Source organism: Desulfoconvexum algidum, from assembly GCF_055382125.1.
The window spans coordinates 1,243,986-1,259,352 of record NZ_AP042394.1 but is presented as its reverse complement, the minus strand read 5'-3'; the positions used below and the strand labels follow the sequence as shown (position 1 = coordinate 1,259,352).

General features: G+C 43.3%; 16 protein-coding genes. 8 read left to right on the top strand and 8 right to left on the bottom strand.

The genetic code is table 11. The features are described 5' to 3' along the window. Positions 1 to 34: 34 nt before the first annotated feature. From nrfD to ACZ45G_RS05695, 3 genes are read right to left on the bottom strand one after another with little or no spacing between them, the layout of a single operon-like run. Positions 35 to 1,237, bottom strand: a complete 1,203-nt coding sequence (nrfD, locus tag ACZ45G_RS05705; protein ID WP_464175873.1) for an NrfD/PsrC family molybdoenzyme membrane anchor subunit — start codon at positions 1,235 to 1,237, stop codon at positions 35 to 37. Next, entirely contained in the window at positions 1,237 to 2,148 is a 912-nt protein-coding gene (gene hybA, locus ACZ45G_RS05700) for a hydrogenase 2 operon protein HybA (protein WP_464175870.1), read from the bottom strand. The genes nrfD and hybA overlap by 1 nt, the downstream gene beginning before the upstream one ends. 14 nt (positions 2,149 to 2,162) lie before the next feature. After that, the gene (locus ACZ45G_RS05695) at positions 2,163 to 2,399 is read right to left on the bottom strand and encodes a sulfurtransferase TusA family protein (protein ID WP_464175868.1); all 237 of its coding nucleotides are present in this window, start codon (positions 2,397 to 2,399) and stop codon (positions 2,163 to 2,165) included. A 235-nt stretch (positions 2,400 to 2,634) separates the two neighbouring features. On the opposite strand from ACZ45G_RS05695, the gene ACZ45G_RS05690 reads away from it, so the two are divergent. Further along, positions 2,635 to 4,005: a sigma-54 interaction domain-containing protein gene (locus ACZ45G_RS05690; protein WP_464175866.1), complete on the top strand. Its 1,371-nt coding sequence runs from the start codon at positions 2,635 to 2,637 to the stop codon at positions 4,003 to 4,005. 277 nt (positions 4,006 to 4,282) lie between these two features. Continuing rightward, positions 4,283 to 5,233, top strand: a complete 951-nt coding sequence (locus ACZ45G_RS05685; RefSeq protein WP_464175864.1) for a radical SAM protein — start codon at positions 4,283 to 4,285, stop codon at positions 5,231 to 5,233. A 42-nt stretch (positions 5,234 to 5,275) separates the two neighbouring features. Here the strand turns inward: ACZ45G_RS05685 and ACZ45G_RS05680 are convergent, their stop codons facing one another. From ACZ45G_RS05680 to ACZ45G_RS05665, 4 genes are read right to left on the bottom strand one after another with little or no spacing between them, the layout of a single operon-like run. After that, positions 5,276 to 6,085 (bottom strand): Rossmann-like domain-containing protein, encoded by an 810-nt coding sequence (locus ACZ45G_RS05680; protein WP_464175861.1) that lies wholly within the window; start codon positions 6,083 to 6,085, stop codon positions 5,276 to 5,278. A gap of 18 nt (positions 6,086 to 6,103) precedes the next feature. Then, complete coding sequence (locus ACZ45G_RS05675; protein WP_464175859.1) at positions 6,104 to 6,772, bottom strand: class I SAM-dependent methyltransferase; 669 nt, start codon at positions 6,770 to 6,772, stop codon at positions 6,104 to 6,106. 15 nt (positions 6,773 to 6,787) lie between these two features. Further along, positions 6,788 to 8,128, bottom strand: coding sequence for an FAD-dependent oxidoreductase (locus ACZ45G_RS05670; protein WP_464175857.1), 1,341 nt, complete (start codon positions 8,126 to 8,128; stop codon positions 6,788 to 6,790). Positions 8,129 to 8,144: 16 nt separating this feature from the next. Further along, complete coding sequence (locus ACZ45G_RS05665; protein ID WP_464175854.1) at positions 8,145 to 8,798, bottom strand: DUF1638 domain-containing protein; 654 nt, start codon at positions 8,796 to 8,798, stop codon at positions 8,145 to 8,147. Positions 8,799 to 9,291: 493 nt separating this feature from the next. Here ACZ45G_RS05665 and ACZ45G_RS05660 point away from each other — a divergent pair, with 493 nt between their 5' ends. The 5 genes from ACZ45G_RS05660 to ACZ45G_RS05640 all read left to right on the top strand — a co-directional run bounded on the left by ACZ45G_RS05660 (position 9,292) and on the right by ACZ45G_RS05640 (position 13,745). Further along, positions 9,292 to 11,391, top strand: coding sequence for a methyl-accepting chemotaxis protein (locus ACZ45G_RS05660; protein WP_464175852.1), 2,100 nt, complete (start codon positions 9,292 to 9,294; stop codon positions 11,389 to 11,391). A 139-nt stretch (positions 11,392 to 11,530) separates the two neighbouring features. Next, positions 11,531 to 12,010 (top strand): chemotaxis protein CheD, encoded by a 480-nt coding sequence (locus ACZ45G_RS05655; RefSeq protein ID WP_464175850.1) that lies wholly within the window; start codon positions 11,531 to 11,533, stop codon positions 12,008 to 12,010. Beyond that, positions 12,007 to 12,855, top strand: a complete 849-nt coding sequence (locus ACZ45G_RS05650; RefSeq protein WP_464175848.1) for an HDOD domain-containing protein — start codon at positions 12,007 to 12,009, stop codon at positions 12,853 to 12,855. The genes ACZ45G_RS05655 and ACZ45G_RS05650 overlap by 4 nt, the downstream gene beginning before the upstream one ends. Positions 12,856 to 12,916: 61 nt before the next feature. Further along, a complete protein-coding gene (locus tag ACZ45G_RS05645) occupies positions 12,917 to 13,342 on the top strand; it encodes a response regulator (protein WP_464175846.1) in 426 nt (141 codons plus the stop codon). After that, positions 13,299 to 13,745, top strand: a complete 447-nt coding sequence (locus ACZ45G_RS05640; protein WP_464175844.1) for a chemotaxis protein CheX — start codon at positions 13,299 to 13,301, stop codon at positions 13,743 to 13,745. The genes ACZ45G_RS05645 and ACZ45G_RS05640 overlap by 44 nt, the downstream gene beginning before the upstream one ends. A gap of 375 nt (positions 13,746 to 14,120) precedes the next feature. Here the strand turns inward: ACZ45G_RS05640 and ACZ45G_RS05635 are convergent, their stop codons facing one another. Further along, positions 14,121 to 14,528 carry an iron-sulfur cluster assembly scaffold protein gene (locus ACZ45G_RS05635; protein WP_464175842.1) on the bottom strand — a complete coding sequence of 136 codons (408 nt, stop codon included), beginning with the start codon at positions 14,526 to 14,528 and terminating at the stop codon, positions 14,121 to 14,123. A 469-nt stretch (positions 14,529 to 14,997) separates the two neighbouring features. Here ACZ45G_RS05635 and ACZ45G_RS05630 point away from each other — a divergent pair, with 469 nt between their 5' ends. Next, positions 14,998 to 15,357: a NifB/NifX family molybdenum-iron cluster-binding protein gene (locus tag ACZ45G_RS05630; protein ID WP_464175840.1), complete on the top strand. Its 360-nt coding sequence runs from the start codon at positions 14,998 to 15,000 to the stop codon at positions 15,355 to 15,357. Positions 15,358 to 15,367: the final 10 nt, after the last annotated feature.

The window sequence follows — 15,367 nt, the reverse complement described above, 5'->3', positions numbered from 1 at the left end:
AGCAAAAGCCCCGCAAAAAAAACAATCTTCTTTATCACGACGACACCTCCTTTGGGGCCTGTAAAACAGGCAGATAAGTCACAACAAATCTATAAATAAACATCAATGTTGCGATAAGGCCTAAAGTAACCAGGATTTCTGTGAGTGCAGGAAAATATCCGTTTTCACTTAAAGGCGGTTTATATCCCACGATGAACACGTTGATCCGGTTGATCACCACACCAAAAACAATCAAAGATGCCGCAATAAAAACACCGCTTCTCGAAGCTCTTACCCGTTCAAAAAGCAGCATCACCCAGGGAACCAGAATGCCGAAAAGCATCTCCACAATAAAAGAATTGGTCTGATAGGTTCCGTCTAAAAGATACACATAGGTCCCTCTATAAACCATATCCCCCAATTTAAGAAACAGGTAAATCCCCAGAAGAAAAATGGTAATCCGGGTTAAAGGCGCCAGGATGTTCATCTCGGAATCCAGTTTAAAAGAAGCGGTAACAAGAGTTGTTTCAAAAACCACCATTGGGTACCCAACGGCAACGGCTGAGGTGAGAAACAAAAGGGGTAAAATAGGGGTATACCACAGCGGATGCAGCTTTGTCGGCGCCACCAGCATAAGCGACCCCAAGCTGGATTGGTGCATGCAGGACAAGACAACCCCCAAAATAATAAACACCCACATAATTTTACCAATGACGGCATCACCCACCTTTAAGATCTTGTCTACCAGGCCGTTAAATGTTGACAAAAACCCCGGAAGATTCACCCTGCCCTTAAATTGTTCTGCAATAATGGGGAAAAATTCAAAATACAGCACATGAAGATAGACCATCACACACATGGCCACTTCAAAAAGCACTGAGTTGGTGTTCCAGTTAAAAATGGGTTTCCAGATGGCCCAGGAACGACCAATATCCACTAAAAGCCCCAGAACAACAAAGGTATACCCCAGGGCTGCTGTTAAAAGAGCCGGCCGTGTAACAGGTTCATATAAATGTTTCCCTGCAATGTGGGCCAACGCAGCCGTGGTGAACCCGCCGGCCGCAAGGGCAACACCGGTTGCCACATCAACACCAACCCACAGCCCCCAAGGCCTGGCATTGGAAAGATTGGTGACATAGCCGAGACCGCCGGTAAATCTTGCAATAATACAGATGGCGCCAGCCATCATAAACACCAGCATCACCAGCACACCAGGAGTCCAGAATTTTCTATTTAAAGGACTTGCGCTATGTTCCATCAGGCACCTCCTTTATTTTCAGGGGTTTCCACAACCTTGTTTGATCGATACATGAATACTCCCAGAACGCTAAAGAGTGCTATGGGTGACCATAGATAACTGAACAGCGAATGCTGTATGGTTTCGGAAAGTTTGGGTGATGGTTTATCCGATAATACCGGCAGGTTTACGGTTTCAAAGGGTACAGAAGAAATGTACAGCCACGAGGTGCCGCCCACCTCTCGTTCCCCATACACATGATCAATATACCCGCCAGGATTCTCTTTCAGTCTTTTTTTGGCGACCTTTAAAAGAGACGCTCTCTTACCAAAGGTTATGGCTTCTGTGGGACAAATGGTGGCACAGCCAGGAACACCACCATCCTTGGAAATCCTGTCGTAACAAAAAGTGCATTTCATCACTTTAGGTGTGATGGGATTGTCATATTCATAGGCGGGTATTTCAAAGGGACAGGCCACCATACAATATCGGCAGCCAATGCATTTATCCACATCATATCTGACAGCTCCGGTCTCGTCCTTGGTCAAGGCGCCCACAATGCAGGCGGACACACAGGCCGGATCCTGACAATGCATGCACTGAACCTTGGCAAAGGTGGGCAGCGGTTTGTCAAACCCATCCAATTTGCCTGTAAAATACCGGTTTACCACTGTATATGCCTTGTGATCAGGCCTTCTTTTCTTGTCAAAAATAGTACATTGACAATTCACCCGTTCCGGTGTGGGCAACCCATTCACTTCGGCGCAGGCCTCTTCGCACTTGCGGCAGCCAACGCAGCGGGTCAGGTCCACCAGGCATCCATATGGATCCGGGGGCGCCTTTGACTCCCATGCACCGACAGATGAGGGAAGGACAGCGGCAGAGGCCCCGGCTCCCATAAATTTAAAAAAATGTCGTCTACTCAGTTGCATTTTATCTCCTTTTTTTAATCTATAGATCCTTTTTTTATGCCAAGACAGACACAATCAAGACGTTTCTTGGTATAAACCACTTCATCCTTGGAACGCTGCACAATCGTCCTCAAATCCTGCACCACATCAACATCTGTAAGAAGGACCTCTAAAACTTCCCCTTTATCCATGGATTTAAGGCAGCTTTTGCATTTAAGCAAATTCAGGGGTGAAATAACCCCCCTCAGATCCAATATATTTTTTGATGTCATGCACCCCCCCACATGTTTAAATATGCCATTCTAAACCTCTTGAATGCAACAGACGTACCGCAAACATCTCTTAAAACATCCGAGTCCATAACTATCTATTTTTATGATTAAATTTATTAAAAAAACACCCACGACTTGACGATTTATTCGTTTACGTGTAGGGAGTATATGTTTAAACACTTTTGTTGCTTAAACATGTGTTTAATCACTTAAACAATTGTTAAAGGAAAAAACCGTGAATGACCATGAAATGAACACCTTCTGGAAAAAGATAGTGGATACGATTAACGACGGGCTCATGTTTATCGGTCCAGAAGGGTCCATTTTAATGGTCAACAAAGCCTTTGAAACGCTCACCGGCTATACATCCGAACAGGCTATTGGCATGCCTTGCCACCTGCTGGGGTGTGATGCCTGTGAACAGACCCGGCAAACAGGAAAAGAATCGGCATGGTGCAAATTATTTGAAAAGGGTCAAGAGGATATAAAAAAATGTCGATGCCTTGTCCGATGCAAAGATGGCAGTTTTTTGCCGATTTTAAAAAATGCCTCGGTATTATGGGATGAAAACCATACAGTCCTAGGCGTTGTAGAAACCTTAACCGATATCTCCGAGCTTACCCGGCTGGATGAAAAGGTCCATATTCTTTCCAGGCAAAGTGACAGGGACGCTGATTTTTTCGGAATGGTGGGCAAATCACCTGAAATGCAGGCTGTATTTGATATGATACGAAAAGCCTCTGAAAGCATGGCCCCTGTCATCATACTGGGTGAAAGCGGTACCGGCAAGGAACTGGTGGCAAATGCCATCCATTTATACGGTTCCAGAAAAAACGGTCCGTTCATTGAGCTCAATTGCGCCGCACTCAATGAATCCGTCCTTGAAAGCGAATTGTTCGGCCATGCCAAAGGCGCCTTCACCGGGGCTTACAGCAACCGTATCGGCCGGTTTGAGGCAGCCAATCACGGGGATATTTTTCTGGATGAAATCGGGGATATCCCCTTATCGATTCAGACCAAATTATTACGGGTTCTTGAGTCAGGGCAGTTTGAAAGGGTGGGGGATATTTCATCGATCAACGTTGACGTACGCATCATCACTGCCACAAACAAGGATCTTGATGAGATGATCGCCAAAAATGAATTTCGACAGGATCTGCTTTTCAGAATCAACGTCATCCCCATACACCTGCCGCCCTTGAGGGACAGGAAACAAGACATTCCTCTCTTGATCAACTCTTTTATTCACCGCCTGAATATAAAAACCGGTAAAAGTATCACCGGAGTGAGCCATGAGGCCATGGAAACATTTATGGAATATCACTGGCCGGGCAATATCAGAGAACTGAAAAATGCCATGGAGTATTCCTTTGTTACAACGGAAGGTCCCGCAATTTTGCCGGAACATTTACCAAAAAAAATAAGGTATCCCTCCCGTGTAGCGAAGGAAGAAAAACCCAATGAAAAACACCAATTAATCCAGGCGCTCAAACAGACAAAGGGCAACCAGTCAAAGGCAGCCAAGCTTCTTAATATCAACAGGGTCACCGTTTGGAACCGCATGAAAAAATACGGAATAGACCTTAAAAAAGTCTTGTCCGTTTAAAATATCAGTCCTTGAGAATTTTAAGTCGCATTTTCTTTCCACCAATCGTTGCAGGGTTGCACCTTAATCTGATCTTTTTTTTCCAGTTCTTCAAAATCATTTCATAACTATCCTTAATCATATGTTTTTTTAGGTCTGAAAATTTATTTTTTTACTGGTATAATCCTTGCTCTTATCATTAATAATGATTGGAACATCACTCTAATGAACGATTAAAAATATCAAAACTATTGGGGTAACCGCCTTAAAGGTAATACGCCATATTTAGGAGAAACACATGAATCAAACAAAAATCTTTGGCCCTGTCCCATCAAGACGTCTGGGTAAAAGTATCGGAATAAACAATATCCCTCCCAAAATTTGCACCTATTCGTGTGTGTATTGTCAGCTGGGCAAGTCCTTAAACATGACCTCGGACAGGTGCGCTTATTATGATCCGGATCTGCTGTTAACAGAGACACGAGAAAAAATTAAAAACGCCCGTTTGAACGATGAACCCATTGATTACTTAACCATTGTATCCGATGGAGAACCCACATTGGACGCAAACCTGGGCCAATTGATCGAGAAATTACGCCCTTTGGGCATCAAGATTGCGGTCATTACCAATTCAACCTTGCTAAGCCGCCCTGATGTTCGGCAGGAATTGTGCAAAGCAGACTGGGTCAGCGTTAAAGTCGACTCCGTGGATGAAAAAATATGGAGAAAAATAGACCGGCCCCATAAAAACATTAAATTTGATGCCTTATTAGAAGGGGTCCGTTCATTTTCAGAAGAATTTACCGGACAACTGGTAACCGAAACCATGCTGGTAAAAGACTTGAATGACCACAAACAAGGCCTGGATGAAACGGCCCGATTTATTCGCAAACTCAATTGTTCTTTGAGCTATCTGAGTATTCCCACAAGGCCGCCTGCTCTAAGCTGGGTCCGCCCTCCTGAAGAACAGATAATAACCCGTGCCTATCACCTGTTCACGGCACAGTCATTAAATACCGAATACCTGATAGGATACGAAGGAAATCAGTTTGCCTATACAGGGGATATCCAAGCAGATATTTTAAGCATCACATCAGTTCATCCCATGCGCGAAGATGCCATTTATGCCTATCTAACCAAAGCAAAGGGTCATTTTTCAATCATAGAAAAATTGATAGCCGACAATAAAATTTTTGTCTCAACCTATAACAATGAACGATTTTATATGAGAACACTGACCCCTCACTAGACACCGTTAAAGACACAAGACCTGGTGCATTCATGGGCGCCATTACTTTTGATATATATTTTCCCATTGAGTGAAAGTAATTCCGCCATTTTTTTTCACCATTTGAAACGGCAGGCCGGCTCGAATCCCCTGGCCCACTGTTTCCATGTCGGTTACCACTGATCCGCAAAGATAATCAACCCCATGGCTGAACAATCTAGGAGAAAACGGGGTGGTGGGGCCAAGGACAATTACAGTTGCCTGGGGCACTCTGGACAGAAACCAGGCCATTTTCCGGGTCAAAAGAGCAGTCCCTGTAACGGCAAAAACATCCAGGTCGGCCAGCACGCTTTCCCATTGATCATGGGGAACAGCGCCCGGCACATCTTGTAATTCAAACAAATGGAAGGTTCCCACACGTTTTTTTAAAGAATCTGCAAAGGGGAATTCTCCCACAAGACCGGTTATTTTATCTTTGCCAAGCTCTGCAATAAGGTCGTCTGCAGGGAAATTAGAGGATTCAACATGCTTTGGATCAGGCGCATTGCCGGCATTCAATGCAGCAAAGCCAAGGGAGATGGAAAAGGGAGACGGCTTGTTGATCAGGCCAACCACTTCTTTGACACTTTTCCCAACCATCTGATGTTCCAGGTCTTTTTCGGTCCCACAAGGCCTTGCCCCAAGCAGGGAAGAAAGCCCCATGCGGCCACCGGCCTTTACTGCAATAAATCTGGATCCTGCTATGATCTCTTCCACAACAGCATCCGGCCGGATAATGGAGGACATCATGCTGTGGGCAAGTTTTTTTTCATCCCCCTCAAGGGGGCGATCAGGAAGAACTTCCGTGGTCTGGGTACATGAATAGGTGCTCATCTTGGTTTTCCTTTTTCTCTAAAGGGATTGGGCCAGCAATTCCCGGCGGTTTTTTTTGCAAATGATTAATTTGCTTTTACCTGATCGGCTGTGCGATAGGGTGACATTGTCAAAAATTTTCTCAAATGGTGATAAGCCCTGTTTTACAAACTCCCGGGAATCCTTTGGCCCCATTGCCATCATCCGTATATAAAATAACATTTTTATAAGGGGGTTGCGCGGGACCTCATGCTCCATGATCAATACCAGGCCGTTTGGCTTTACCACCCGTTTCATTTCTAAAAGGGCCTCTTTTCTCACCTCATTTTTCAATTCATACAATGCATGGGAACAACAAACAACATCAAAACAATCATCAGCAAATGACAACCTTGCAGCATCCCCATTAAGAAAAATTATTTTATCCGATACATCTTTCTCCTTTGCTTTTTGCAGCATACCAAGGGAAAAATCATATCCAACGGCCAAAATATCAGGAAATCGTGTTCCAAAAGCAAGCACAACAGACCCTGTACCAGAGCAGATATCCAGCACCCTGGGGTATATTTTTTTTTCTAATTGAGCTGAATCCACCAAAAATTTACGCGTTTCTTCTCCATAATTATGGGAATGTAATTTTATAAACAAATCGTAAAAATGAGAAAAAATATTATAATATTTTTGCCGACCCCTTCGTATTTTTGACATGGTTTTGCCTATATCCTATATTTTTTTGACCAATTGGTTGGCTGCTGTTAACAAGGGGTCCCAAACCGGGCCGAATGGCGGGGCATAGGCCAGATCTGTCTGGGAAAAATTGGCTACCGTCATCTTATTGTGCAATGCCACAGCAATGGCATTAATTCTGTGGGCCACCCCTTCTTTTCCAACCATTTGAGCCCCCAGCAGACGACCCGTCTTTTTGTCGGCCACCATATTGACATAAATCGGTGTTGAGCCGGGCTGCCCATGAGCACGGGATCTTGTTTTCACATTGTTTTCAACCGGATCAAATCCTGCAGCTGCCGCCTCCATAGAATTTAAGCCAGATCTTGCAACCTCCAGAGAAAAAACCTTGAACACTGCGGTTCCTGCAACCCCTTGAAGACTGGTTTGCCGTCCACAAACATTATCCGCCACAGCCCACCCTGCCCTGTTTGCTCTCAATGCCAGGGGAATCCAGCATTTGTCATCGGTTACCACATGAAAAGCGTCGGCACAATCTCCAGCTGCATAGATGTCCTTATCAGAGGTTTGTAAATACTTGTCCACGGCAATGGCATCTGAGATCCCCAAATCAAGGCCGGCCGTTTTTGCCATTTCACTAGCCGGGGTTACCCCAAAGGCCGCAAGAACCAAATCAGCCTCAAGGATTAAATTTTCACAGACAACCTGAACACCAGCGCCCAAAGGTTCAATCCTTTCAATGGGCACCCCTGGATGGATATCAATACCCCTTTGGATCAGCTCGTCGTATACAACATCTGCAAGATCCGGTGACAGCCAGGGCAAAAAAATCGGACCCGGCTTCACCATGCTTGTTTTTATGCCGCGGCTTTCAAAGGATTCGCACATTTCAAGCCCAATATATCCCATCCCGATGATCACCGCTTTTTTAATGTTTTTTTGAGCGATCCTCTCTTTTATCTTTTTCCCGTCTTCAAGGCTTTTTAAAACCATGACCTGGGGCAAATCAAAGCCAGGCAAATCGTGAATCCCAGAAACGGCACCCGTGGCAATCAACAGTTTATCATAGTCAAAAACAAAGGGGTCCCCCCCAATGGTTATGCCAGACACCTTTTTTCCCCCAGGGTCCAGGGCCGTAACTCTGTGTCCGGTTAAAAGATTGATCTTGTTTTTTTCAATAAACACCTGGGCTTTTCTGACAACCAGTTTTTCCATATCCCTTTGGGGATCCGCAATATTGTAGGGCATACCACAGGCACTGTAAGAAACATCACAGGTTTGTTCGAGTACCGTCACATCCATATCCGGATTCATTCTTTTGGCGCGACTTGCAGCGCTCATCCCTGCAGCATCACCGCCGATAATGACAAATTTCATTCCCCCCCCCATATTTTTAAATTTTTAACAGGTTCAATTGATCCATTAACAATCCTTTAAACCGGTCCAGGGTAACGGGATATGACTGCATGGTAATCCCCATCCAGTCACAATAATCGAGGAATTCTTCCGGTTTGTCTTCCATATATTGATCCAGGAATCCAATGCCGTCAAGAACAATTGCGCCCCCGGTATGTCTGGGAAAATTCTCATTAGCAAGGGCTTTGTCCCAACCCTTGAACACCTGGGTTTTATATTTAACCCACCCCGGGGTCATGAACCACACCGGCTCTCCTCCGGCCATTTCAGTTGAAATCTGTTTCATCTCCTCATCACTTGCAAGCATTCCCATGCAATGACTGGCCTCCACTCTGACAACATTAGCGCCCTGTTCTTCGACGACGTTTTTCATCAGCCGGGTTGGATTATCAGGATTGACATAACAATACTTGCCCCCATAGACAACGATCACACCCGATGCAGCCAGCTTTGCTTTTTGGATATACTTTATGAGCTGGGTTTCAAGTTCCGGAATATCCTGGTGAAGTCCTGGGGTTGTATAAAAAATATGCCGGGTATCAAGGAATCCTGTTTTTACAAGATGATTTATTTCAGGACTCATGGTTCCACAGGCCACTATTGCAATATCACTAAAGGATCGTTCTTCCACGGCAACCTCCTAATAAATTTTACTGAATCAACATTTAAACTAACCTGTAGAATCACTGCAATCTTTATGCCATAGAACAATCATTTTCTTCCTAAAAATATTAGAAACATGTCCCTCTTTTGCGACGTTCCCTCTTTTGCGACAAAACAACAATACAATAGAATTACTATATAAATTTAGATAGTTAACCTTGAAAAATACCAAAAATGTTTCATTTTTTTGCAATTTTCCCATAAAAACAAGAAACCACAAGCTTCTTAACTATCTGAGATATATACGTTTTTATTTTTTCCTTATTGGCACACAAATTGTAATATCTTATATTCTATAATAACCGAAATGAGCCATCAAAAAAGCAAATACCATGAAGGGGGGAACACCAGATGGCTCAATCAGCTGAAACAATGGACCAGGGTCTAGAGGCCAGCATAAAATAACAAAGCTTGAAAAAGGGTCATAATATTTAAAAGTTTAATACATCATGGGGAAAAAAATGTTTAAAAACATGGGGCTGAAATTTAAAATTATCCTTGGCAGTTGCGTAACACTTGTTTTGATGGTGATACTGGGATTTGTCAGCATTAATGCTACCAGATCTTTAACCACCACCAATGAGCGGGTAGATCATACACATGTCGTGATTGCCACGGCCAATCAGATTGTTGCAGCCGGAGTAGATATGGAAACCGGCATGAGAGGGTATCTTTTAGCAGGGAAAGAAGAATTTCTTGACCCTTATACAGGCGGGCAAAAAAAGTTTTATAAACTGGTTGCTTCCCTGTCCAAGACCGTGGATGACAACCCGGCCCAGGTGCAGCTCCTGTCTGAAATTAAAACCAATATTGATGCCTGGCAAAAAGATGTCACACAAGTTCAAATCGGTCTACGGCGGCAAATCGGGGATGCCAAGACCATGAATGATATGGCCGATTTGGTGGGGGAGGCCAAGGGCAAATCTTATTTCGACAAATTTCGCGAGCAGATCAATACGTTTATTGACCGTGAGTCCGTGCTGATGGAAAAACGGAAAAACGATGCAAATGAGCTCATACTGGATACAGACGAAAATCTTATAAAATTCAAGGAACTCAATAACAGGGTTGACCATACTTATAAGGTAATCATGCAGGCCAATGAAATTCTGGCTGCGGCAGTTGATATGGAAACGGGCATGAGAGGATTTCTTCTTGCCGGCAAGGAAGACTTTCTTGACCCTTATAAAGCCGGCAGTAACAATTTTAATGAACTTGTGGTCTCCTTGTCACTGACCGTGAATGACAACCCGGCCCAGGTCAAACTTTTATCTAAGATTAAAGATAATATTGATGCCTGGCAAAAAGATGTCACCGAAGTTCAAATTGCACTTAGAAGAGAAATAGGTGATGCCAAAACCATGGATGATATGGCAGATCTTGTTGCCGAAGCCAGGGGGAAAAAGTATTTTGATAAGTTCCGTGGACAGGTGGATACCTTCACAGGCAGAGAGCAACAACTCATGGATGAACGAAAAGCAAATGCTCTAAAAACCGCCAGTAATTCCATGTACATGATCATCGGCGGTGTCATCTTTGCCATCGTCCTTGCACTTATTGTGTCCTTGTTTCTTGCCAATTCTGTGGCAAGGCCATTTAGAGCGATTTTCCAAGGCTTAAAATCTTTTAGCTCAGGTGAACTTGACAGTGTGAGAGTCAAATTTCAGGAAGTGATTGAAGCTCTGACAGACGGTTCCAGTCAAGTGTCCCAGGCCAGCAGCCAGATCGCTACAGGCAGTTCCCAGCAGGCAGCCAGCCTTGAAGAGACCTCGTCAACATTGGAAGAGATCTCGAGTATGACCAACAATAACGCGCAAAACGCAAACCAGGCCAACACATTGATGCAAAATGCCAATAGCGTGGTTACCGATGCGAACCAATCCATGGGAGAACTGACCAAGTCCATGGCGGAAATTTCCAAGGCCAGTGAAGAGACATCCAAAATTGTCAAAACCATTGATGAGATAGCCTTTCAGACAAATCTTCTGGCACTGAATGCAGCCGTTGAGGCAGCTCGGGCAGGCGAGGCAGGCGCCGGGTTTGCCGTCGTGGCGGATGAGGTGAGAAATCTTGCAATGCGTGCAGCAGACGCTGCCAAAGATACTTCGGAACTCATCGAAGGAACCGTTAAAAGGGTCAATGAGGGTGCCAGCCTCGTGGAAAAAACCAATGAAGCCTTTAAACAAGTCACTGAAAGTTCGGCAAAGGTTGGATCACTGGTGGAAGAAATCAGCTCTGCATCCAAGGAGCAGGCAGAGGGGATAAGCCAGGTCACGACTGCGGTATCTGAAATGGACACTGTGGTCCAGCAGAATGCGGCAGGTTCGGAGGAATTGTCTTCCCAGGCTGATGAACTGAGCAGCAAGGTTGGGATCATGCTGGAAATTGTAGAGGGTGAACAAAGCGGCCGGGCCGGTGCCGGGAGAAATACTCGGAGCACGATGTTGTATTCAAACGGCAGCAAACAACCCAAAATAACAGCCAAGCCTAAAGGGAATCAAGCGGTTCGACCGGATCAGTTGATCCCCTTTGATGAAGATGAGAGTTTTGATAACTTTTAATGATTGATACCTAAATCTGTGGGCACAGAGTGTGTAATCGTGTGCCCACAGAACATTTTCTTATCAAATGGATCATCATCAATAGACGATCACACACAGCTTATTTGTATTGAAACAATAAAAATCAAAGGAATATCATGTGAAACAGATAGTAGGTGTTGCAGACATGAAAGTGAGCAATGATCCGGAAGAATCGATTGTCACCTATTCTCTCGGGTCCTGCATCGGACTGGTTGTATATGATTCGGTGGCAAGGGTTGGTGGTATACTGCATTATATGCTGCCCGAATCTTCCATTGATAAAGGCAAAGCTAAACAGAGGCCTTATATGTTTGCAGATTCCGGAATCCCAAGATTGTTTAAGAGTGCTTATAAACTGGGGGCTGCAAAACAACGGATGAAAATATATGTGGCTGGAGGGGCAGAAATTCTTGATCAGAAAGGGTTCTTCAACATTGGCAAACGAAATTATATGGCCCTTAAAAAAATGTTTCATAAGAATAATGTGATGATCAACAGCCAGGATGTTGGCGGAAATGTAAACCGAACCGTCAGGATTGAAATTGCAACAGGAGACATATATGTAAAAACTTCCGGATCAAAGGAGGTGAGGATATGACAACTCTCCAGGAACTGATGAAAGAAATTAAAAATTTAAAACCCATTCCGGCTGTTGCCAATCGACTTTTAGCTGTTGTGGATAATCCCGACAGCTCAATGGAAGACATTGCCAATGTGATTCAGTATGATCCTGCCATCACGGCCAGTGTTTTAAAAACATGTAATTCAGCTTTTTTTGGACTTAAAAATCCGGCAGAATCCATAAAGGATGCCGTTAATATGCTGGGCACAGACCAGATAATTGAACTTGTTTTACTAAAATCAGGTTCAAAGGCACTTTCCGGAAAACAAAAAGGCTATGGCATGGAAAGCGGTGACATGTGGCGCTATTCAGTTTCATCTGCTGTGATAGCAAAACAGGTTGCGGTAAAGTTTTCTTTAAAAAATAAGAACACAATATTTACCGCCGCTCTGGTGAAGGACATCGGCAAAACTATTCTGGAAAACCATGTGTCAGACGCTTCAGAGGAAATTACGAATCTTGTAGAGAATAAAGGATTCAGCTTCGGGGAAGCTGAAAAAAAAGTATTTGGGATTGATCATGCAGAGTTAGGCGCCTTGATAGGCAAAATGTGGAAATTTTCTCCCAAAATGATCAAAATCATCCGTCATCATCATTTGGCAGATGAAAAAATGATCAAGGATAAAGAAGTTACAACGGTTTATCTTGCTGACTGCATCTGCATGATGATGGGACAAGGGGTTGGGTCCGATGGTTTATCCTATCGATTTAAGGCTCAGGCCATGAAAGAACTCGGGCTTTGCCCCGATGATGTCTCCATGATCATTGCCGAGTTTGGTATTAATATAAAGGAAGTCGAAGAACTTTTACATATCGTTTAATGTTTAAATTCTTTAATATTTAAACTGTTTAATATTAAACACTAAAATACAGGAAAACATCATGTCATATTCAATACTGATTGTGGATGATTCTTTACCCATGAGATCTGTTATAAAACGGACCTTAAAGGCTGCAGGATACGGCAATACAGATATACTTGAGGCGGCCAATGGGCAGGAAGCAGTAGACCTGCTAAAAAACAGCTGGGTTGATATTATAATGACCGATTACAATATGCCGGTCATGAATGGACTTGAGTTGATTAAAATTATAAAAAACGATGAGGTATCAAAAGATATCCCGGTCGTGGTTATTTCAACGGAAGGCAATGAATCAAAGATCAAAGAATTCATGGATTGCGGTGCTGCAGGGTATATCACTAAACCATTTACGGCTGAAGCAATAAGAGACTTAATTGTAAATATACTTGGAGAAGTGGATTATGAAGAAGATTTTGATGAAAGCGGTGAAGACCTCGATTTCTGAAGTCATGGAAACGATGTTTTTCCTGCCCGTTGAATTTGATGGAGAGTCTACGCTTTCAGAATGCGGATTAAACAAAGAAAAAACCCTTGTCTGTCGACTGGCATTCACTGGAGATACTTCGGGCAGTTTGCTGATAGTGGCTCCCAGGATTTTGGTCACTGAAATGGCGGAAAATTTTATGGGAGAAGCCAAGGGGTTGCTCACCAATGAACACTTTTCAGGGACATTGACAGAAATGCTGAATATGGTTTGTGGTAATGCCCTGAGCAAAACAGATACAAAGGTCCCGTTTGAGCTGGGTATCCCGGAAATAATCGAGAAACCGGACTTCCAGGACAAAGAAAAACTAACAATTATGGAGACCACAGAATCAAAAATGGCCATTTTTTTAAAAATAAATTGATTGGATATTTGGAGATTTTCATTGTCAGAAAACCAAATAGAATGACCAGGCCTGGTGACAAAGAAAAAATCCGGGGCAGCTACTGGCGGTATATAAGCTGCCCCGGACGTTACGGAGGTGGTTAGTCAGACTTTTGGAGGTAAGTAAATGCCCTTACATCTGATAACTAAGAAAATGAAATGCAGAGTTTATGCCAACGCATTCAATTAAAATCATAAATCATACCTAAGCCCCTTATTATAGCAAGTTTTTAAAAAAAATAGTTCACCCAGCGTAAAATTTCGGCCCAACAAGTAACGCAATCATAGCGTTACTTGTTGGATAGTAGCCGGTAACGGTAACGTTATGATTGCGTTACCGGTACCGGCCAGGCCATTAACAACAGCCGGGTTTGTCCAGGGTCATATCAACCAGGGCCAGATAGAAGGCCCCCACACAAAGCTCTGCACAATGATAATGATCCTGGGGCAGCGTCTCTAAAAATTCAATCACCTGTTCAGGGGTAATGCCCCATGCCTCTTCCGAGGACTGCCCCTCGGCAAAATCGGCAACCGTATTGCTGCAGGCAATCGTGTTCATGCACCCCTGGACCATGAAAGAAACAGATTTTATTTTCTCCCGATTGCCTTTTAAAAAAAACTCCACCATATCACCGCAGTCCCCTTTTTTCTTACTATACCCGTCGGGATTCTGAATACGTTCCATCCTGTCAGTACGCATGGACATCTCAATATAGTTCAAGGAGTGGTGTTGAAAAAACGATTTATTTGTCTTGGATTCCATTGATATTTATTCCGTCTTTTATTCTGTTGATCTTAAAATGATCTTAAAAAAAATATCCATGGTGCCGGTAATACCACCATGGCATCTGCTTATCCATAATACCTTCAAAAAAGGAATTGCGCCAGCGCTCAAATCCATTTTCCCATATTTTCCGATATTTTTCTTTAAATCTCTTTTTGTTGTAAAATATCAATTTTGAACAATATTTATTTACAAAATTTGGAAGTGACTGGAAACCAAAAAAGCGAATCAAGAGACTACAAAATTGCATTTATGAGACCTTTATTATAATCATAGGCCGCCTATGATTTTGTTTATCCCCATAATTCCTTGAATTATAGACCATTTTATCAAACTTATTTTTTCTTCGCCCATTGGCATGTGGTTTGCTTTTCACCTTGGCAGGGTATGAAGGATCAATAGCTATTCCAATGAATGAATCCCATACCCGATAAAGGAGACGATTAAAATGAAATTAGCGGTTACATCAAAGGGAGACAGGCTTAATTCAACACTTGAGCCACGATTTGGAAGAGCATCTTATATCCTCATTGTGGACACAAAAACCCTTGAATATGAAGTTATTGATAATAAAAATAATAAAGATTGCTTTAAGGGCGCCGGTATCCAAGCGGCAGCCATGGTAAGCAACCATGGGGCAGAGGTGTTGCTGACAGGATTTTGTGGTTCCAAGGCATTTGAAACCCTTGAAACTTCCGGCGTCAAGGTTGTCAACGATCAATCAGGCCCGATTATTAATGTTGTACAAAAGTTTAAACAGGGCAATGTTGTTTTTGCCGGTACGGCCAACAAGGAAGGATATTGGTAGATTCACACTA